9 protein-coding genes and 1 pseudogene are annotated in these 21,285 nt (G+C 68.7%); 6 read left to right on the top strand and 4 right to left on the bottom strand.

Features of this window, described 5'->3' with window-relative positions; translation table 11 throughout:
- The first annotated feature begins 421 nt into the window (after window positions 1-421).
- Together ACIA8E_RS35605 and ACIA8E_RS35610 are read left to right on the top strand one after the other, a co-directional pair.
- The gene (locus ACIA8E_RS35605; RefSeq protein WP_399304559.1) at window positions 422-667 is read left to right on the top strand and encodes a hypothetical protein; all 246 of its coding nucleotides are present in this window, start codon (window positions 422-424) and stop codon (window positions 665-667) included.
- A gap of 761 nt (window positions 668-1,428) precedes the next feature.
- On the top strand, window positions 1,429-2,337 hold the full coding sequence (locus ACIA8E_RS35610; protein WP_399304561.1) for an RNA polymerase subunit sigma: 909 nt from the start codon (window positions 1,429-1,431) through the stop codon (window positions 2,335-2,337).
- Window positions 2,338-3,606: 1,269 nt separating this feature from the next.
- Here ACIA8E_RS35610 and ACIA8E_RS35615 read toward each other — a convergent pair.
- Window positions 3,607-5,502 (bottom strand): N-acetylmuramoyl-L-alanine amidase, encoded by a 1,896-nt coding sequence (locus tag ACIA8E_RS35615; RefSeq protein WP_399304563.1) that lies wholly within the window; start codon window positions 5,500-5,502, stop codon window positions 3,607-3,609.
- An 891-nt stretch (window positions 5,503-6,393) separates the two neighbouring features.
- Between ACIA8E_RS35615 and ACIA8E_RS35620 the strand changes: the two genes are divergently transcribed.
- The 3 genes and pseudogenes from ACIA8E_RS35620 to ACIA8E_RS35630 all read left to right on the top strand — a co-directional run.
- Window positions 6,394-10,116: a S8 family peptidase gene (locus tag ACIA8E_RS35620; protein WP_399304565.1), complete on the top strand. Its 3,723-nt coding sequence runs from the start codon at window positions 6,394-6,396 to the stop codon at window positions 10,114-10,116.
- Window positions 10,117-11,621: 1,505 nt separating this feature from the next.
- A complete protein-coding gene (locus tag ACIA8E_RS35625; protein WP_399304567.1) occupies window positions 11,622-12,212 on the top strand; it encodes a hypothetical protein in 591 nt (196 codons plus the stop codon).
- Window positions 12,213-12,591: 379 nt separating this feature from the next.
- A pseudogene (locus ACIA8E_RS35630) lies at window positions 12,592-12,852 on the top strand (S9 family peptidase); the annotation flags it as partial.
- A gap of 142 nt (window positions 12,853-12,994) precedes the next feature.
- Here ACIA8E_RS35630 and ACIA8E_RS35635 read toward each other — a convergent pair.
- From ACIA8E_RS35635 to ACIA8E_RS35645, 3 genes are read right to left on the bottom strand one after another with little or no spacing between them, the layout of a single operon-like run.
- Entirely contained in the window at window positions 12,995-13,945 is a 951-nt protein-coding gene (locus tag ACIA8E_RS35635; RefSeq protein ID WP_399304569.1) for an ABC transporter ATP-binding protein, read from the bottom strand.
- Entirely contained in the window at window positions 13,942-16,725 is a 2,784-nt protein-coding gene (locus ACIA8E_RS35640; RefSeq protein ID WP_399304571.1) for an FtsX-like permease family protein, read from the bottom strand. The genes ACIA8E_RS35635 and ACIA8E_RS35640 overlap by 4 nt, the downstream gene beginning before the upstream one ends.
- Before the next feature lies 1 nt (window position 16,726).
- Window positions 16,727-20,095 carry an FtsX-like permease family protein gene (locus ACIA8E_RS35645; protein WP_399304611.1) on the bottom strand — a complete coding sequence of 1,123 codons (3,369 nt, stop codon included), beginning with the start codon at window positions 20,093-20,095 and terminating at the stop codon, window positions 16,727-16,729.
- A 348-nt stretch (window positions 20,096-20,443) separates the two neighbouring features.
- Here ACIA8E_RS35645 and ACIA8E_RS35650 point away from each other — a divergent pair, with 348 nt between their 5' ends.
- On the top strand, window positions 20,444-21,214 hold the full coding sequence (locus ACIA8E_RS35650; RefSeq protein ID WP_399304573.1) for an ABC transporter ATP-binding protein: 771 nt from the start codon (window positions 20,444-20,446) through the stop codon (window positions 21,212-21,214).
- Window positions 21,215-21,285: the final 71 nt, after the last annotated feature.

The following is a 21,285-nucleotide window of genomic DNA, read 5'->3' on the forward strand; positions in this document are numbered from 1 at the left end:
CTCGAGCCGGTGCGGGCGCCGACCGAGGCTGTCGAGCGGGACATATTGCGCCGAGGCCGACGACGAATCTCGACCGGCCGGCCCGCGACCACAAGCACCTTTGCGCACCCGGCGGGAGAGTCTCAAAAGTGCTGTAAGGCCGACCTGCAGGTGTCACAAAACAGCCTGCCATCCAGTCAAATATGCAGAAGGGTAAATCGCCCCAATCATGTCTACTTCTGGACGGTACGCCGCACCTCCGACGTGATTGCCCTGGTCGGAATGGAGATGAAACAGCATGTCGCAGACGGACAGGTATCTTGCACAGGGCGCATCCATGGTCGGTGCTCCTGCTGCCGAGAGAGTTCCGGGGGCCGGATTCCCTGATCGGAGCGGGCGTGATCCTGCAGACAGTGAGCGAGTTCCCTCTGGCTCGCGCCTCATGGATCATGACAAGTGGCTGGTGGGCCTGCAGTTCCACACTGCCAACTGCCAATGCGTTTGGCTGTACTACGTTGTCGATGAGGTCTTCGACACGACTCACGCGGTACCCATGGCCATCCAGCGAGCCAACAGTGACCCGGAGCGGGTGACCCGGGGCGGGGTCCAGGCCGAGGCGGATCAGGTCGAAGTCCAGCAGATACATCGGGATGGTATCGGCCGTTTCAGTCTGACCCGTTGTCTCTGATCTTTCAGGCGAGGGTTTGCGCGGAGTCTCACATGTTTCCCTTCGCGGACCTGCCCGCCGGTCCCCCGGTCCTGCCCCCCCCGAGCTATTCAGGAGGCTCTGCCCTCACGCGCCCGGCCGCAGGGGCACGATCCCGGCAGCGAGAGGGGCTGTGCAGCCGAGCGATGCCCAGCAGGGCCTGGCGCACCCCGCCTGCGCTCAGACGCCCATGCCTTGCTCGGGGTCTCGAACCCGGGCGTCGACCGGATCTTACTGCGCCGTTACTGGCCGCGGCTCGGCCCGCAGGCCGCAAGACACCGTCTGCGCTGTACATGGACGCCGGTGTCCACCCCGCCCAGCGATCGCAGCACGACGGTGCCCCGGTTTACAGAGCCTTCACGCCAACAGCCGCTCGGCTGTCGGGACGCGCCCCGCTCACCGGCGAACTGCCCATTTCCTCTGGGGCAGCCTGCGGGACAACGTGCTGTGAGAGCCCGCCGCTGGCGAAAGGACGGTGCCTGAGTCTTCGGGATCAGGCGTGGAAGCTCATGTCACAAGATTCATGCCTGCCCGGTCTAACGGTTGAGCCGAGAAATCAAGGAGGTATCCCGTGCGCGAGCACTCGGCCGTCGGCTACTACAGCCGTCTCCCCCGGGCAGAGGGGGCGTGCGTGGTGGCATCGTGCCATCGGTCCGCCGATACCGCTGAAGCCCTCCTGAACTGCGACAAGATGAATGCATGCGGCCGCGTCGCGTGGTGCCGTGCGAGAGGACGGATGCCGTATGGACCATGCTGACGCGGTGCCGATCGCGGAGTTGCTCAACGAGCGTCGGCTTCTGCTGGATGTTGCCTACTGGATGCTGGGCAACAGCGGTGAGGCGGAGAGCGTTGTCGATGAGACCTACCGCCGGTGGTACGAGCTGTCCGGCGCGGCGCGTCGGCAGATCACGGCGCCCCGGTCCTGGCTTGCGAAGACCGTGGGCGGGATTTGTCTGGACCGCTTGCCCAACCGGGGTGCGGCCGGACGAAGAGGGGGCGTCCGTGCGCAGGCGCAGGATGCTGAGGGGCCGCAGCAGAGGCTGGAGGAGGAGGTCAGCCGGGTTCTGCTGAATGCTCTGGATTCTCTGTCCCCGGCCGAGCGGGCGGCATTCGTGCTCAAGAACGCCGGAATGCCCCCCGATGCAGTCGCCGACATCGTGGGACGCACCGAGCCGGAGTGCGCCGAACTCGCCGACCGGGCCTGCCACCGCCTGCGGGTGCAGCGCTCACGCCCCACGACGCCGGAACAGCACGAAGCTCTCGCCCGCGCCGTCCGCCAAGCCTGTCTGACGGAGGATGCCGCGCTGCTGGTCTCGCTTCTCTGCACGGACGCCACGGCGTTCTTCGACGGCGGCGGCAAGGTCCGGGCGCTGGTCAGGCCCGTCCACGGCAGCCAGCAGGTCACACACTGCCTGCTGACGCTCCTGGCTCGCCACCCGCGCACCACACTGACCACCCAGTCCGTGAACGGCCTCACCGGCCTCGTCGCCCGCTACGACCACCAGGTCGCCGCCGTCATCAGCCTCGACGTAGCCGACCACCACGTCGCACAAGTGTGGGTCGTACTCAACCCCGACAAACTGCATTCCTGGAACCAGCCCCCCACCCCTGGCAGCCCCAGCTCGCACCCGAGCCCCTCTCGGCAAGGGTGACGGCTGGGTCCTGATCACGCCTGAGAAGTCTGCCTCACGACTGCAGCAACACGACAGCAACCATGTGCGGCAGCCGGACGCCGTCCGTGGGAAGTGTCCGGCGGTCGTGGCCCCTCGACAGCTGTTCCTGCCGGCACTCCACGCCGCGGAAGGGCGCGTGTGGCCTCATCGGTCACGTGTCCTGCCCGTGTGGTCCGGCATCAGGCTCGGTCGGGTCCCTTCGTTGTTCTCCCGCATGCCTCCTCGTCTCCCTGGCCGTGCAACAGACCCCGGCGCAGAGCGGAGAGCCACTGCGAAGCGGGAGCGCGACTCCAGGAACGCGGCGATCGTGCTTGCGTCAAATACCCACATCACCTGGTGGATGTGTTCCTTCGAGGCGGCTATCGTCAGGAACGTGGTGGGCTCGCCATCTCGGTAGATCATCACGCCGCTGTGGCGTTTTCGCGCCACCGACACTGAGTCGCCCCTGAAGAACGGCCGCATCGCGACGATGCGTGTCACCGCAACACAGATGTCGGTAACACGGTGCAAGCAGACCGTGGCCTCTCCAATCTGCCGGAATGGGCAGAGCGGCAACCCACTTGGAGGCCGCCCGCATGTGTCCACCGGGCAGAACCCGGGGGCCTATGTGTTTGGCCAAGGTCGGCGACCAGTAGGTTTGTGTGATCGAGCGTGGAGGCCAAGCCGGTGCGCAGGCCGTAGAGCCGGTCGGCGACCCGGGCGGCCTCGCGTGCGAGGCCGTCGAAGCCTACGATCACTCCATCTCGACGATCGTCTCGTCCTCCCCGTCCATGGCCCGAAGCGTGTGAGGCATCGCTGCGGCGGCCGTTGGCGATGATGAATGCATCCTTCGCGTCGGCCTTGGCGTCACCCGAGCAGGGGCCGGCGCTCCGCCGCATCGTCAGCCCGGCAGATAGTGACGGGGCAGCCATTGTCCCGGGCCCCGCCAGCGGTAGAGCCCGATCGAGTCGGGTTGGTCGACCACGATGAGCACAGTCCAGTGCTTTGTGAAGCCGGTGTCCAAGCCGCTCGTCAGCGTTCTGCCGAGGCCTCCGGGCCCGGTGACTCCCAGATCATCAATACCAAGGGCGAAGTCATACCGGACCCGAAGGCCGGGGCCCGTTGCGGAGCCACGAAGTCGGTAACGGAGGGCTCCCTCGCCGTCCTGACTTCGATCGGTGCGTCCGGGGGGAAGGAGCGGTGGCGACTGACCGGCATCCGGATGGTCGCTCGTCGGCCCTGGCCGGCCAGACGTTTACAGTCGGACGATCAGGGCGCTGTCGTCACGTCGGACTCGTACACCAGCCCGACTCGGTGGTTGTATTGAATGGTGTACATCTTTTTGCCGCCGATCACGACGCTGCCGCTGGAGGGGAAGTAGTCGTCGGTGGCCGCGGCCTCACTGGTCGCGACATACGCCTGGCCGGCGGGGACGCTGTAGAAGCTCAGCGGAGCCTGGGTGGAGGGCGAAAGCCCCGCAGGATATTCGTCCTTGTCCGGGTAGCTGCTGCCGTACACCGCTACGGGTGGGTCCCCGGCAGCCTTGACCACGGTCACGCCGCGGGCCGGGGTCGTGTTGCGTCCGTACGGGTTGTGGAACCACACCTTGGTACCGCTGTACCAAATGGCTGTCCAATCGCCCCGCCGGCCTGCGACGACGAACTGTTGCCCTGCCTGTGCAGTGCTGCCCCAGTCGTTGACCCGGTTGGTCCCGATACCGTCCGCGTGAATGGCCTGGTCGCCGAAGAGCGGGGCAGTGCGGCTGGGTGCTGTGTGCAGGTAGACGAAGTTGGACGGCTGGCGCCGTTCAGCGCATTCGGGCGTGGCACCCGTCGGATCGTCAGTCGGACAGACCTGCACCGTCTGCTGGTTCTGGGCGAAGCTGGGGGTGATGGTGACCGCCGATCCGATCGGCCCGACGCCGTGAACGCCGTTCGCGGGAGCATGAAGGAGACGCATGTACCGCTCCCAGTCCCAGGACGGACCCGGGTCCCAGTGCATGCCGGAGACGAGGGAAGAATTCGGGCCAGGGACGTTGTCGTGCCCGATGATGTGCTGCCGATCCAGCGGAATGTCGAAGCGGTCGGCCAGGTACGCGACGAGTTCCGCGCTGGTCTCGTACTGGGCCTGGGTGTACCAGGTGCCTCCGGATGCAGCGTAGCCCTCATGCTCGATACCGATCGAATGCATGTTGGTCGAATAGTTGCCCGCGTGGAAGGAGAGGTCCTTGGTGGGCACCATTTGGGTCACGGCACCGTCAGACGACCGGATCACGTAGTGCGCTGAACCGCCGCCGGGCGTCTGGAAGCTACTGATGGCCGACTCGTAGGACGACTCGGTGTCATGGATGACGATGGAATCAATCCGGATGTCGTTGGCGGGCCGGTTGGACACCTGGCCGTTGGCAGACGCAGCGGGAACGAAGGCGCAGTCGAGTGTTGGCGGGCACTCGGTATCCGCAGCGGCCGTTGCTTTCAGACGAAGGCCGGTCAGCTGGCCCGTGGCCGGCCGGACATCCGCGACGGCGTTCAGCCGGACTTGCTGCCCGTCCTGGGTTGTTTCGCCGACCCCCTTCTTGACCGTCGCAAAGACGCGGTCGGCGAACGCCTTTGCCCCGCGCTCCTGCTTGGAGCCGCCGTAGCGGGCCACAGCGGCATACCACTGGCCCGGATCTACCGGCGTGCGCCCGGTCGTGGCCTTTGCGTAGGAGGCCAGCAGAGCAGCGCCGCCGCGGATGTTGGCGACCTCATCGTCGCGCAGCTTCCCGGCAGGCAATCCGGTCAGCTTCGCCGCTGCCTGGACGGTGTGCAGGGAAGGGTCGGCAGCCATCTCCTTCAAATCTCCGCGCCCAGCCGCTCCCGTGTCGCCGCCGGCAATCATCTCGGGCGTCACGTCCGTCAGATGCATCGGACCGTAGCCGCCGCTGGTGCTGTGTTCACCGGGATGTGCTTCCCAGGTCGACTCGTGGTACGACACACCGAGAAGGACCGGCAGGGGCACGTCGTACTCGGCTGCGGCCTGCTCGAACGCCTGCTGGCGGCCGGCGGTTTGCCTCTCCGGTGTGGACCCGTGGGCGAGCAGCGGAACGGCTGTGACGCTCGCCGCTGCCAGCGCACCTGCCGTGATCGTGAGTGGCAGCCGCCACCGCGGCTTGCGCTTATGCACTGCAATACCTTGCTTTCACATGATGGTGATGAGCTCTGAGTAGTCATTAGGTGCACCACGGCATCGCTGGGGCCGAACTAGGTGCCAGAGACCTGCTGTTGGATGCCGGGCATGTGGACTGTACATGATGTGACGCGCCGCTTGCCCCGCACAAACAAATCACACTGTCTCGCGATGGTTGCGCGGCTCGAATTCGCAGCCCCGGATAGTTTCGCGGCGCTGGACAGTACGGAAAGCCCTGCGTGACAAATCCCACTCACACAACATTCACATTGAAACGACTGCGAACTGCGAAGGCCGTTCCGAGGAAACCCGAGGTGCCGAGGGAGAGTTCGCGTAGAATGGTCCTCAGCTGAGAACCTGGACGAGGGTGCGATGCTTCCCAGGGACCGGAACGGTGGTGCGGTGCCTGGAGGAGGACGGCGATGCAGTACCGTACGCTGTCACACACTGTGTGAATCGGGTGTTCGCTCCCCATGGACCAGCCTCAGGTACTGAGAAGCCCGCGGCCGGGTACAGGTTCAGCACAGATTCTTCCTCCCGCATGTCACGCATTGACGCGGTCATCGGGGATGACACGGCCATGCGGTCAAGGCCTCCCCCGCCATGCGGGGCGTCAAGTCTGCGCCTCTGGCAGAGCCCTGATCTCCTGCGTGGAGCACGGCGGGCGATCGTCCGGTGCGGCGTCCGTCCCCGTCGCGGAAGCCGAATCCCGCAGCACATCGACGGGCACACCATTGTCACGAGGTTCACCACGAATTCCAACCCTTCACATCCCAATCGTGTGGGCATACGATCACGTCGCCCCGGTGACACCCACCGTTCCGGTTGGCACCGTTGGACGGCAGGGGGCAACCGTCCCCTGCCCGAACCCATCGCAGGGACACACTCTTGAAACCACACGAGAGACGCTGGAGCGTGCCGGTCATCGCCGCCGCTTCGGTGTTCGCACTGACGAGCCCGTTCAGCGCGCAGGCCGCGGCCTTCCCCAAGGCCCCCGCTCCGCCGTTGGCGGCCACCGCGGACCAGGTACCCGCCGGCGAACACACCGTCACACTGATTACCGGTGACGTGGTCACCACCCGTCAGAGCCCCGGCGCCGACGGCAAGCCCGGGGGCGTCGTCACCGTCCGCGACGCGGACGGGCTACCGGCGCGGACCCGCATCTCGACATCGGGCGACAACCTGTACGTCTACCCCGAGTCCGCCCTTCCCTTCGTGGCCCAGGGCACCCTGGACCGGCAGCTGTTCAACATCACGGACCTGATCGCGGACGGGTACGACGACGCACACCGCAACCGGCTGCCGCTGATCGTCTCCTACACGCAGGCCGGCGCCGCGCATCGCGCATCCGCCGTCCCCGAGGGCGCGACCCGGGTGCGGAACCTGGACAGCATCCAGGGCGCCGCCCTGGCCGCGGACCGCGCGCACTCCGCGGACTTCTGGAAGTCCGTGGCCGGGACGGCGACGACCGACGGCGCCCGGGCGCAGAAGGTCCAGCCTTCCTTCGGCGGCGGCATCTCGCACATCTGGCTCGACGCCCCCATCCACGCCGACCTCGCCGACAGCACCGCGCAGATCGGCGCCCCGCAGGTCTGGCAGGGCGGCGACACCGGGCAAGGCGTGGACGTCGCCGTCCTCGACACCGGCGTCGACGCCGGCCACCCGGACCTGGCGGACCGCATCGCGACCCGCCAGAGCTTCGTACCGGACGAGAACACCGACGACCAGGCCGGACACGGCACCCACGTCGCGTCCATCATCGCCGGAACCGGTGCGGCCTCCGACGGCAAGGAGAAGGGCGTCGCCCTGGGCGCCCGGCTGCACATCGGCAAGGTGCTGGACAACCACGGCGGCGGACAGATCTCCTACGCCCTGGCCGGCATGGAGTGGGCGGCCGTCGACCAGCACGCCAAGATCATCAACATGAGCCTCGGCACCAGCGAGGTGTCCGACGGAACCGACCCGATGAGCCAGGCCATCGACCGGCTGAGCGCCCGGACCGGCGCGTTGTTCGTGGTCGCCGCGGGCAATTTCGGGGAGGATCCGAGCACGATCGTCGCACCAGGAGCGGCCACCTCGGCGCTGACCGTTGGCGCGGTCGACTCCACCGACTCGCTCGCCTCGTTCTCCAGCAGGGGCCCCCGTATCGACGGCGCGCTGAAGCCGGAGATCACCGCCCCCGGAGTCGACATCCTGGCGGCCAACTCCCAGTTCGACGGGAACGGCCAGGGCGCCTACCAGTCCATGAGCGGCACCTCCATGGCCACACCGCACGTCGCGGGCGCCGCCGCCCTGCTCGCCGCGGCCCAACCGGACCTCACCGGGGGCGAGTTGAAGGACCTGCTGGCCAGCAGTTCCCGGCAGACCCCGGCGTACGACGCCTTCGAGGCCGGGAGCGGCCGGCTTGACGTCGCCGCGGCAGCGCAGGCCGGAGTCTTCGCCTCGGCGACCGCCTACGCGGCCCAGTACAAGGGCGGCGCCCTCCAGCGCCCGGTGACCTACACCAACGTCACCGACGCGCCGGTCGCGCTCACGCTGTCCGTCGACGCGACGCACGCCCCGTCCGGGATGTTCCGCCTGTCGGCCTCCCACGTGGTCGTCCCCGCGCACGGGACCGCCGGCGTCACGGTGACGATCGACGGCTCCGCGGGCACCGCCAAGGACCACTACTCGGGCCAGGTTCTCGCAACGGACACGGCCGGCAGGGCAGTGGCGCACACCGCCGTCTCCCTCGGCTTCGCGACGATGCACAAACTGACCCTTACGTACAAGGACTCCGAGGGCAATCCCACGTCCGGCGAAGTCATGCTGCTCAAGGCAGGCCGCAAGGACCCCTTCGTGATCCCCGTCGGTCCCTCCGGCACCGAGGAACTCTTCGTGCCCGACGACGTGTACTCGGCCCTGTCCTACCAGGAGATCCAGGGCGTCCACGGCCCCCATTCCAGAGGCCTGGCCCTGCTCGGCGACCCCGACGTGCTTGTGGACCGTGACACCACTGTCACGTTCGACGCCTCCAAGGCCAAGCGCATCGACATGACCACCCCGCAGCAAAGCGACGTGACGTTCCAGAAGCTGGGCTACAACCGCGTCCTGAACGGCGTCAGGTCGGGTCTGTCCGCCGAGAGTGTCTACTACGACAGCATCTGGGCGCAGCCGACCACCCACAAGGTCACCCACGGGGACTTCCAGCTGACCGCCCGTTGGCGCGGCGAGAAGCCGGCGCTGGCGGTCTCCACCCGTACGACCGAGTTCACCGGCATCCTGCGCCAGGAAGGCATCACGCCGCTGGCCAAGGGCACCTACAAGCTGCTGCTGGTCTTCGCCGGTCAGGGGTCGAGTGCGGACTACGCCCACCTCGACGCGCACGGCAAGGCCGTGGTGGTCCGCCACAGCGACGACGTCAGCGACATCGACCAGGCGGCCGACGCGATCGCCGCGGGCGCGAAACTCATGCTGGTCGTGGAGAACGGGTACGGCCGCCCGGTGCGTTCCTACGCACCGCTGGGCCAGCGGCCCGTCGCACTCGACGTCGGCCTGCTCGGTACCGAGGAGGGCGAGAAGCTGATCCGGCAGGCCGAGGACGGTGGGGCCAGGATCACCGTGGACTCCGAGACCGCGAGCCCGTACGTGTACGACCTCGCGCACGTCTGGCACAACGAGATCCCGTCGAAGATGACGGTCAAGGGCGACACCGAGAACCTGGCCCGGATCGACGTCACCTTCGCCGGCCCGAAGCCGGACGTTCCCGGCAGCGAGTTCCGCTTCGAATGGCTTGACGGCGTCGACTGGACCTCCGGTCCCCTCATGCCGGAGCCCACGAACGGGAAGCGGACCGACTGGGTGTCCACCACCGGCGTCCACTGGCACCAGGAGGCATTCGTTCAGTCCGTGGGCTTCGAGGAGGGAGCGAAGACCGCATACCGGGCCGGCAGCAGGCAGTCCGAGGAGTGGTTCAAGCCGATCCAACGCCCCTTCCTGAACGACGCCTTCTTCAACAACCTCCCGCCCACCCGCAACGGCAGCCTCCTGTACATCGACATTCCGGCCTGGGGCAGCAGCAACCACGTCGGGTGGAACCAGGACCCGGCCGTAACCCAGCAGCAGACCCTGTACCAGGGGACCACCCAGCTGGGTCAGGGGAACTTCACGAACGTCTGGGGCGACGCCCCCAGCCGCGGCAGGCTGTCGTACAAGCTGGTCGTCACCGGTGAACGCGATGTGACCTACACCCCGTACTCCTCCCGCACGCGCACCGAGTGGGACTTCACGTCGGCGGCGCCGACCGACGCCGCCACCGTGGTGCTGCCGCTGGTGCAGCTCGACTACCGGATCGGCACGGACGCGGCAGGACGCGCCGGGCGGCACGACATCCTGTCCGTCACCGCCGCTCACCTGCCGGGCGCCAGCCTTGCCGGCAAGATCGGCGCGGTCGGCCTGGAGCTGTCCTACGACGACGGCCGGACCTGGCACAAGGCCGCCTGCGGCAGCGACGGGAGGTTCCGACTGAACGCTCCGAAGAAGGCGCCATACGTCTCGATGAGGGCGAGCGCCAAGGACTCGGCGGGCAACGCGATTCACCAGACGGTGATCCGGGCCTTCGGCCTGCGCTGAGGCACGGCGGTCCAGGGCCCGCAGAACAGGCAGGCAGTTCGTCCGCGGTGGTCGTCCCACCGCGGACGGACCCTCCCCCGGGCTTCGGGAAGGGTGCCTCCATGCGCTTCGTCAAGTCCGCGTGGGGCATGCGAGGTCGCTTCGGCCTGGCGGGTGTCCGTCTATTGGCCAAGTGGTGTCCGGTTCGATCCCGCGATCAGCAAGGACGCTCCGAAGAAGATCGGCGGCAAGATACCGAACAGCAAGCGTGTGACGTCATTGAGCAGGCAGCGATCTGCATGGGAACCAACATCCGCCGCACTCACCACGAGACGACAAGAGTATGCACATCTGTGCCGTACAGGAGCCGTTGCGCTCTACTCGCAGGTTCGTCTCTTCCTGGGGCCACGTACCGCTGTGTGGCTGTCACACCTTCCGCAGCTGTTCGGTAAATGCGGGTGGTGGAACCGCTCACAGCAATGAAGGGAGGACGCAGTCCACCGATGTCGCACGACAACTGCTCGCGCTTTCCTTGGCGGGCAGGGACGGCCTCAAGGCATTCGCATCCCCAGGTCCCAGCCGTCGCCCCTGACCGTCCGAAGGCCGCCGTCTATGTCTCCTGTCCGGCGCGCGTCCAGGCTCCCGCACCGCGGATGCTGCTGATGTCCGGGTGGCGCGCATCCGGTTCGCGGTACCGGCTGCAGGCCGCCCGCAGCAGGGAATGGCCCCACCGCACGGTGCTCTTGTGCCCGTCCGCACCCGCCCCGTTTTCGTACGACTCCAGGCTTGAGCCGCAGAAAGACGCATGATGCCACGACAAGACCATGGCGAGCACGCCGACCCTGCCGCAGCCAGTGTGTCTCTGGCAACCGAGGCCGCGTTGCTCGAGGCCCGTCTCCATATACTCCGAGAGACAATTGACACTGTCGACGCACGCATCAAGGAATCCTCCGACGCGCTGCGGCTGCTGCGCCGGGCACCCGCCGCCTCCACCGGAGCTGCAGACAGTGAGGATCACAGCGGATCACCTGGCCGAAAGGACACCGGCGGTCTCACAGACAACGCGTGCGGGGAGCGGCCAGAACGTTCCATGACCTGCCGGCCGTGAAGGGGCAGGCGGGCAGCAGGACTCGGCCCCCGAAACCAGTATCGGCGTGGCCCCCCGGTTTGGGGGCAGCGCCGCCGGGACGGTGGGCAGAGTACCCTCAGATTGCTGACAGCGAGTGTTTCCCTATCCATTGCCTTTGCCGCGAACAGTGGCAATAATTGGCGGCATAGCTTTTAGTGCGTGCTGGCCGCTCCTGCCGCCACGGCGCAGCCTTCCTGGGGCAGGCGACCTGGGCTGCCTCGTGCCCCATTATCAGTGAGATCAGTCTCCTACCGAACCCTTGGGACCCGTCTGGTACAGCTACATCCCGGTGAGGTCGCTGCATATGATGTCGTGGTTACCCATTCCCGCGTCCAGACCGAGCGGCACCGTAAGTGTGCCGGGGCGCGGTACGAAGGGTTGAGGATGAGAGGAACACATGGTCTCTGTAACCCACGCGACGCATGACATCGAGATCACCGCTGATGGCCTTCAAGAGGACCTCGCTCGCCTGCAGGTCCAGAAGCAGGCGCTGGAAAGAGAACTGGCTGCGGTCGTGGCGCATCTCGGCTCGGTGCAGCGGGCCCTCAGTGCCCTTGAGACCCTGATGCTCAACCCAGTCGCTACGGCCTCGACGCGCACGGCCGGTGCTGCAGCCCCGGAACGGGGCCAGGGTGCGACGCCCATCGAACCGCAGACAGACAGTGCCTCCTCCGGGCTTGCTGACGTCACGGCGAAGTCCGCGCTGCGGGCTCAGAAGCCGGAGAGCGGCAAGGACGCCGAACGTTCCGCTGCCGTCGGCACCGACTCGGACGGGCACAAGAAGTACGGCCAGCTCACCGAACAGATCATGGAGTACTTCGCCGAAGTCGGTGACGCCGACGTACGGGCCCGTGACGTTGCCGCGGCTCTCGGTCGTGACACCGACAGCGGAAGCATCAACGGCGTCCGCAGCACACTCGACCGTCTTGTCGGTGCGTCCCGTGTCCAGCGGACCGGCCGAGGCCTCTACCGCGCCAAGCGTTCCTAGGCGTACCCTCCTGGCCGATGCACGGACACAGACGGCAAACGGTCCTCACCGCCGAGTCTGAATGTGCGGCACCCGAGAAGGTGATGAACACACCTTTTGCGCGTGTGACACTCGACGCGAGGCTCGGTCGTTGCAGCTGTCTTCTTTTCGTACCGTCTGCTGCCGGTTGCGAGGAGGAGGCCTTGGCCTGTGCGAAGGCTGCGGGCAGGAGCCATATCGATGGAATGCGCTGCAACCTGGCAGGCATGACCGAGCTGGAGCCTCATCAACATCCTTGCCCGGTGTACTGCGGTAATTTTCCAGGTGGCTGTCCTGTCAGGACGGCGTCCCCCTTTGGCTCGTGACACTCCCCCATCAGCGGCCGGACAGCCACTTCAGGTTGGCCGACGGGCAGATCGCGGCACCGTCGTACGTCGGCATGGTCGGCAACGAGGTGTGGCGGGTGGAACCGCGTCCCGAGGAAGACGGCCGCACGGCGTTCGCTCGCTGACGCGCGGACGGTGTGACGGAGTCGCTGCTGCCTGCGCCCTGGGATGTGCGCAGCCGGGTCATCGAGTACGGCGGCCACCCCTGGGCCGCCGCGAGAAGCGGGACGGGAACGCTTGTCGTCTTTGTCCAGGGCGGGGACCAGCGGCTGTACGTTTCCGCGTCGAGCGGGATCTGCGCAGCGCTCTGCCGCTGACCTCGGTGTCCTGCGCATCAGCCGGAACGACCGGGACTCGCTGGCGTCGAAGTGCCGGCCCCACACCGTGATGGGTCTGGCTTCACGGAACGCGTCGTTTTCAGCGCTTCTCCGCGTCGCCGGGCCAGACTCCGATGTGGTCCTGTTCCAGCTCCAGCATCACCCGGTGTTCCATGGCCAGGGCCGCCGTGTACTCGGCGGGCAGCTGTAGCCGGCCGGCCCGGTCCAGTGTCGCGTACTCGCGTGCCACCACGGACTCGTGTCCCTCAGCGTCGATTTCGGTGCGGCGCAGCACCTCCGACGACGTACGGCCGTCACGGATCGCAACGGTTCGGCGGACCTCGCTCGCGACCCCCTGGTCGTGCGTGACGATCACGATCGTTGTGCCCAGCTCGTCGTTGGCGCGGCGGAAGGCTGCAAAGACCTGCTCTCCGGTCGCGGAGTCCAGCTCGCCGGTGGGCTCGTCGGCGAGGAGGACGGACGGGGAGTTGGCGAGGGCGACGGCGATCGCGACGCGCTGCTGCTGGCCGCCGGACATCTGCTGTGGGCGGTGGTCACGGCAGTCGGCGACACCGAGCATGGACAGCAGCTCCTGCGCGCGTTCGGCCTTCTTCCCCGTACGGCCGCGCAGCTGCATCGGAAGGGCCACGTTCTGGGCCGCCGTCAGATACGGCAACAGGTTGCGCGCCGTCTGCTGCCAGACGAATCCGACGACGTCGCGGCGGTAGCGCAGCCGGGCCTGTGCGCCCATCGTGAGCAGGTCGCAGCCCGCGACCTTCGCGGCGCCCGCGGTGGGGACGTCCAGGCCCGCGAGGATGTTCATCAGTGTCGACTTGCCGCTCCCGGACGCGCCGACCAGGGCCATCAACTCGCCCTCCTCGACGAGGAGATCGAGCCCCTGGAGCGCTTGCACCTCCACGCCGTCCGTGGAGAAGATCCGTACGAGCCGGTCGCAGGCGATCAGCGCGTCGTGCCCGTACGCGGGCCGGTCACGGCGCGCAGCCGCCTGCTGCTCCAGCTCCGCCAGCGTGGTCGTCGTCGTGTCGGTCATCGCATATCTCCTGCCCTGAGTTCAGTGATCGATCCGCAGCGCCCCGCCCACCATGCCTGTCCCGCAGCCACCGCCCCCGCCAGCGCCACCGCACCCAACGCGGGCAATGTCAGCGACCACGCGTCGGCACGCAACGAGACATCGGCCTCGGAAGCGAGGCCCGGAACGGAAGCGAGCGCCAGTTGGGTCAGATCCACTCCCGGTGCCAGCAGCCAAACCGTTGCCCAGCCCACCAGGAGGCCGCCCAGAGCGGCCACGGCCGCCTGCGGCAACGCCTCCAGAAGAAGGAGCCGGCGGCCCTGTCGACGGGTGAGGCCCATGGTGCGCAACCGGGCCAGGAGAGCGATCCGTTCCGGCGCGGACTGGAGCAGCGAGAGCAGCAGCGCCAGCACGGCGTAGCCCGCACCCGCGGCGATCGCCGCCGCGTAGATCCGTTCGGTCCCGGTCTGCAGGGGCAAGTCGGCGAACGAGGCTCGCACCTCACTGCGCAGCTGCACGTCGACATCTTTTCCCCCGGCGCGTGCGGCTGCCTGCAGCGCTCTGCCGTCCAACTCGTCACCAGAGGCCAGGAGGACCGTGGTCGCGACACGTTGCCTCAGCTTGGAGGCATCCACGAGGAGGAATTCGGGTACGACGACCCCGGGCATGCGGCTGCGCACCGCCACCACCCGGACGGTGAAGTCTTCGCCGACCAGCCGGATCAGCTGCGGTTCGCGGCCAAGCGTCTCGGCTACGCCTGGCGAGGCGATCGCGTTCAGGACCGCGCCCGGGCTCTCCTGACGTGCTCGGTCGGGGAACGTGTCGGACCCCAGTTCACGGGTGATCCGTGCGTAGGACTGCGGTTCCACCCCGACCAGTGCAGGGGACAGATCGCCCTTGATCGGGTGGGCTCGGGGCAGGTCGAACGTGGGTCCGATCCGCACAGGGGCAACCGTCCGGACCCCGGGGACGTCCCGCACCGCCTGTTCGAGGCCGTCCGGAAGGGTCCCCGTCCCGGACGGGCCCGGGCGGGAGATCCTTGCGTCCGCGCCCACCGTCAGCAGCGCGCCGTGGTCCCGTGCGTCGGCGACCCCCGACAACACAGCACCTCCGAACGCCGCCGTGGTGAGGGCGATCAGCAGGGCCAGCAATGGCAGGACACCTGTCGCCGAGGACCGGCCGGCCCGAGCCAGCGAGAGGAAGCCGAGCGCTCCGCGCAGCCGTCCGGCCGGTCGAGCCGTCCACCGCAGGGGCAGGGGGTACAACCGTGCGAGCACCAGTGCCGCGATCAGCCCGACCAGCACCGGGCCCGCGCTCGCCAAGTGGTCGCCCGAGTCGCTCGTGCCGCGGCGGCGAAGGGTCACCACGGCACCTACGGCGAGGAGCAGCAGGCTCAGTTCGGCGACGGTACGCCGACGGCCGGGCCGGGCCTTGACGGCGTCGGCTCGCTCCGCGCGGATCCGGGGCCTGCGGTGCAGCACAAGCGCACAGACCGGCAGCGCCAGGCAGGCGAGCACCGTGACCGCCACCACCCCCACGACCGCCGGCACCAGCCGCCCTTCGGGCACCGACAGGATGGCGGCGACCAGGCCGGCGCCGGATGCCGGCAGGGCGACGACGCCCGACTCGATGAGCAGCCTGCCCCCGATGCCGCGCAGCGACCCACCGCGCGCCCGCAGCAACGCCAGCTCGGCGCCGCGCCGTGCAGCCGACAGCCCACCGGTCATCGCCAAGGTCACTGCCGCTACCGTGCCGGTCCCGATCGCTGCCACCGCCACGACGGGGCGGACTGCGGAGCGCATCTCCCTGTGGGACGCGAGGATGTCGTCCATGTCGGTGGTCAAGGAAGCGTGTCGGCCGGCCGCTTCCTTGAGGCGGAGTAGATCCGGTCCGCTCTCGAGCGAGGCCACGCGGTCGCTGAGGAGGGGGAGCTGTTGAGCCGTCAGCCTGGAGACGTCCGGCGCGATGCGCCAATAGGCATGCGGCTCGCCGAGGGTACCCAGCAGCGCGGGCGCCGCTTCGGGGGCGATGAGCAGCCCCGCCTTCCAGTACACGAGCGGAGGACGACCGCCCTTGGAGGCCAAGCCAGGGTTGCGCAGAGTCTGGTCGGCTGACCAGTAGTTGCCCTTGGGTCGTATGGGGTCGACGACGCCGGTGATGCGCACGGCCAGAGCTTGACTGTCTGACGTACCGATGTGAACCAGGGAGCCTACGTGCATCCGCATCACTTTGGCCGTTACGGGTGTCACGACGGCCTCGAGCTCCTTCGTCCGCATCGTCAGGCCGGCCGGGGCGGTCGGCAGCCGTCCTGTGCGGATGGTGGAGTGACGGGCGAGACCGGCCTGTGCGGCGAGGGTGAACTCGGGCGGGAGCCCATCGGGGCGCGGCAGCCAGGCCTCCTGGCCGACCAGAAACTCGCTGGTCTGGACGCCGTACGCGGACTGCGTCGTGTCGGCGCGTACCGGTGCGGGCAGGAGCGGCAGAACCTTGCGGTACGCAGCCGCGATCACCTGTGGACGCAGTGCGTCTTCCCTGGCGGACTGCGGAAGTTCGAGGCCGGGTTGCGGCGTGGACAGCTCCAGCATGCTGCGGGCCGGACGCGCGCCGGAGACGTCCTGCCGCAGGCTGCTGGACTCGTTGGTGTCGATGGCTCGCGGGAACGCGGCGGCCAGGAACGCCGTCAGCAGGACGAGCGCAGCGAAGGCGAGTGCGGAGCCCGGCGCGGTGCGCAACCGTGTCCTGGTCCATGGCGCGATCGGGCGCTGAGGCGTGATGTGCGGCCCGCCCGTACGGGTGGTCATCTCAGGCATCTCCCTGGTGGCGCAGCGTCACTGCGGGTTCGGCGCGGCGCAGAGCGGTGACGGCAACAGTCAGCAGCGGCAGGAAGGCGACCCCGGCCAGCAGCAACGTCACGTGGGACAGGGGTAGTTCGACCAGAATGCCGGGGGCCGGCCGGGTGGCGCGTCCGGTGAGGACGATCAGCGGCACCACCGCGCGGGTCAGTGCTGTCCCCAAGGCGGCGCCGGCCAACAGCGCCATGGCGATCAGTACACTCTGCTCGGCAGCGACCGACCAGGCAAGTCGACGCCGCGATGCGCCCAGGGCGTTCAGAACGGCCAGCTCTGCGGAGCGTTCGCGCAGAGAGCCGACCGCGCCGACGGCGAACCCGATCGCGGCGAGCACCGCGGCCGCGAGCGCGACAGCCGGCAGCGCCTGGCGCGGCCCTGCACCGAGCGGGTCGTCGAACAGCTCCTCGGCGACCTCGTCGCGCACCAGAACGTCGGCAGGATCGGCATCGGGCCGCTCGCGCAACGCGTCGGCGACCGCGGCGGTCTTTCCGGGAGCGGCTCTCAGCCACCATTCTGTGGGGGCGGGCGGGGCGCTCCCACGACGTGCGAACAGCTCGTCGACGGCGCGGAGATCCAGCAGCAACGCGCCGCCGTCGGTGTCCGTGGCGGCCGGGCCTGTGGTGGAGGTGGATTCGTCGGAGCCTTCCGGGGCATTGGCGTTCGCCTCGGGGCCAGTGATCGGCAGCTGCCTTACGGTCCCGACGACCTTCACCCGCACGTCCTCGCCGGCCAGGGTGACGTCGACGCTCTGGCCCCGCCGCGCGCCCGCCGCCCGCAGGAACGCGTCCGTCGCGATCGCGGCGAGCTGCCGGGGTGGGGTGGGCCGCTCGGCCGTGAGGCGGAACTCCGTGCTCTCTGTAGGGGGATACGGAGCATCCTTGTCCACTGTCGATGCAACGCGGTACGCAGCGGTCAGCGGCCGCGCCGCCGAGGGCCGCCATGCCGTCGGCGGCTGCGCGATGCCGTTCAGAGTGCCGGTGCTGCTGCCCTGCCAGCGCAGCCCGTTCGGCACGGCGACAGCACGCGACCTCGCACGGTCCGGGCCCTGGGCGAGCACCTGCTCCACGCTGAAGCGCAGGTTGCTGTTCATACCCGGCAGCACTTGGCCGTCCAGCCTCAGCCCCGTGATCGTCAGGGGCCCCACAGGGGCAGCGCGCCCGCCCCCGCCCGTCCTGTCGAGATCCAGGGTGCGTGCGTGGACCGCGCCGTCGGCCGCGACCGTCCCTGCGGGCAGCCTGTGCACCAGCCCGTAGCCGTCCTCCACCACCACGGTGGCTGTGGCGACGAATCCCTTCGGCGCCGATTTCGTCCGCTCGTCATGAAGGCGTAGACGGAGGGTGATCCGGCTGGTGCCGTCGGGCAGCACGAGACCAGGCCGGGCGTCGGCCCCGTGGGAGCGGACGGCGGCCAGCAGCCGACCGGCCTTCCCCTCGGATTGGTCCTCTCGCAGCAGCAAGTGCTGTTCTGCTTGTGCAGTGTCCAGAGCCAACACGGTGGCGACGCGGTTGCCCGACAAGCCAAGTGCGGTGCGGTGAGCGGGCGCGGCGGCCAGGACTCCTGGCTGGGACGCGTACTGACCGGCGTCACCCGGGCTGACGAGATCGTTGTCCCGTACCCGCATCGAGGCCCCGACACGAAAGTCGGCCTGATCGCCCTGCGAGCGGTCCCACGAAGCGCTCTGCCCGATGGCCAGCATGCCCATCGACACCGCGAGCACCAACAGCAGGACCGGCCCCGCGCCGCGCTGTGGTCGACGGCTGAACTGCCAAGCCGCAAGTGCGGCGGACAGCTTGCGTCCGCCCGCCGCCCTGCGCTCGACGAACCGCGCAGCGGGCGGCATCAGGCGGAGGATCAGTACCGTGCCCGCCAGCAACGCCAGCGCGGGCGTGACGACCAGCAACGGATCGACGCCCAGGCGGCCGCTCCGGTCATCACTGAGTACACCCGTGCCGGAGTCTGACGTCTGACGGTTCAATTGCCAGTACGCCACAGCGGCGACGGCCAACAGCGCGATGTCCGCTCCTGCACGCAGCGGTGCGGGCAGCGCTGCGGCCCGACCTCGGCGCCGGTCGGCGCCGGCTGACACGACGGGTGCCACCACCGCCGCGGCACAGCATACCGCGACCAGACCCGCCACCAGCCAGACGGAAGGTCCATCGGCGTCATCGAATCGCAACCCGATGCGGCCGAGCGAGGAACGTTCCACCAGCTGTCGGGACAGCGGACCCGCGAGCAGCGGTGCGCACACGGCCGCCGGCAGGGCCAGCAGCACCGCCTCCAGCGCGACGAGGCCCGTGATCCGGCGGCGCGAACCTCCGCGGGCCCGCAGCAGTTCGGTCTCCCCGGCCCGCTCGCTGCTCAGCAGGCGAGCGACCAGCATCAGCGCGCACGCAGCCAGCACCACCAGCTGCACTGCGACGATCACCAGAGTGGAGCGGGACACCGTCAGGGTGCGCTCAGCCTGCACAAGTACCGTCGGCAGGCCGGTGCGTACGGTGACCGACCCGGCGAACACCGGGTCCTTGCGCAGCGCAGTAGATCCGCGTTCGGCAGCGGATCGCAGCGCTTCGATCCGTTCGGTGCCGAGCCCGCGTAAGTCGGCCGTGGCCAACCAGGCAGTGGCCCCCTGCGATGTCCGAGGCGAGGCGAGCACGGACGGATCGGCCATCAGCGGCCCGTACGTGGTGAAGGCGAGGGTACGCACCCCGCGCCCGCCGAGGCTGTCCAGCTGCCAGTACGGGTCGGTCGCGTCGGCGGCCCGATAGAAGCCGGTGATGCGTATGTCCACCGTCTTGTCCGACACCCGGTCGGCAAGCGTCAACTGGGCACCCGGCCGGAGCCTCAGTTGTTTCGCGGCTGCCTCGGGGAGGGCGACCGGCAGAGGCTGCGCCGCTGTCCCGACGGGCCCGGGCAGCTTTCCCTCGACGAGTTCGATCCGCGACCGGTCCAGCACCGCGAACTCCGTGAGGTCGGGGAGCTCGGCGCCGGCGACCGCACCCGTCAGTTCACGCGGCAGCGCATAGGACCCCGAGCGCTCGAGGTCATGCACTGTGACCGGCAGACCGTCGAAGGTCTGCCGTGCGCCCCGCTCCACGGCCTCCGCGGCCGCGTGCTGCCGATCGGACGGGACGTGCGCGCTGACGACGAGAGCGGCGGCCCCCGCATCCCGGTGGCCGAGACTGTGTTGCAACGCGGCTTTGCCCACGGCGCCGGAGAACGCGACAAGCACGGCAAGGACGCACGTAGTCAGGAAAACAGCCAGCAGGGAAGCTGCCAGGAGCAGACGGTGGGCTCTGACACGTAGAAGAATGAACCCCGTCACACTGCTTCCTGCCTCTTCTCTCAGGACCTGACCACGTTTTGTCGCACGGAAACATAACATGTGACACTGGACAGGAAACGGTTGAGTGTTCAAGACTCGTGTGATCGCGATCTGAACCTGTACGGGGCCGGCGACCGTGTCCGCGCACCCACAGGCGACGACGCTTGAGCTGCGAACCAGGCCTTCTCGGCCATCCGAACCTCCGTCGCTCGGAGGCACGGCCTGCTCTCCATGGCGTCCTGCCACGATCAATTCCGAACAGGCATCGTAGGCGTGGTTGGCACCGCGCACCGTCGCGGTTCCTGCCCCAGACCGGGGCGCCGCACCGCATCAGGACAGGAGATCCGTATGTCGAGGAGCTCGAGTGGGAGCACGACCGGCAGCTCGACCGCAGCGCCGGCGCTGCGCGGCAACGGTCAGGCCGGTGTGGAGGAGCCCGCCCGCGCGCCGATAGTTCGCGTCGAGAACCTGCACCGCTCGTACAGCAGCGGCGCCGCGGCCGTGCATGCCCTGCGCGGGGTGTCCTTCGAGATCCCGCGGGGCGAGCTCGTCGCGCTGAAGGGCCGGTCCGGGTCCGGTAAGACCACGCTGCTCAATCTGGTCGGCGGCCTCGACAGCCCGGACGAGGGACGCGTCACCGTCGACGGCACGGACCTCGCCGGGCTCTGCGAGGACGGCCTGCTGGCGCTACGCCGCGACCGCGTCGGCTTCATCTTCCAGTCCTTCGGTCTGATACCCATCCTCAACGCTGCCGAGAACGTCGGTGTACCGATGCGGTTGAGCAAGGTGAGTCCCCGCCGGCGCGAGGGGCGCGTCGCGCTGCTGCTCTCGCTCGTCGGCCTCGCCGACCACGCGGCACAGCGCCCCGGCGAACTCTCCGGCGGGCAGCAGCAGCGCGTGGCCATCGCCCGGGCGCTCGCCAACCGCCCGGCCCTGCTGATCGCCGACGAGCCGACCGGCCAGCTCGACGCGGAGACAGGCCTCGCGGTGATGGAGCTGCTGCGTGCCGTCGTGCGGAGCGAGGGCGTGACCGCGCTGGTGGCCACGCACGACGCTCAGCTGCTGGGCCTGGCTGACCGGGTGCTCGAACTGAGCGACGGTGTGATCACCGAACACTGATCGGCGCACGACCAGTCCACTACCGGGATGACAACAACCGTACGCACGCGAGGAGTTGCACAAGCTGCCAG

This window comes from Streptomyces sp. NPDC051664 (assembly GCF_044453545.1).
GTDB lineage: Bacteria > Actinomycetota > Actinomycetes > Streptomycetales > Streptomycetaceae > Streptomyces.

What these genes read in the sequence shown, in the direction of transcription:
- ACIA8E_RS35605 (WP_399304559.1), top strand. Translation starts at nt 422, where the DNA reads ATGGATCATGACAAGTGGCTGGTGGGCCTGCAGTTCCACACTGCCAAC.
- ACIA8E_RS35610 (WP_399304561.1), top strand. Translation starts at nt 1,429, where the DNA reads ATGGACCATGCTGACGCGGTGCCGATCGCGGAGTTGCTCAACGAGCGT.
- ACIA8E_RS35625 (WP_399304567.1), top strand. Translation starts at nt 11,622, where the DNA reads ATGGTCTCTGTAACCCACGCGACGCATGACATCGAGATCACCGCTGAT.
- ACIA8E_RS35635 (WP_399304569.1), bottom strand. Translation starts at nt 13,945, where the DNA reads ATGACCGACACGACGACGACCACGCTGGCGGAGCTGGAGCAGCAGGCG.
- ACIA8E_RS35640 (WP_399304571.1), bottom strand. Translation starts at nt 16,725, where the DNA reads ATGACCACCCGTACGGGCGGGCCGCACATCACGCCTCAGCGCCCGATC.
- ACIA8E_RS35650 (WP_399304573.1), top strand. Translation starts at nt 20,444, where the DNA reads ATGTCGAGGAGCTCGAGTGGGAGCACGACCGGCAGCTCGACCGCAGCG.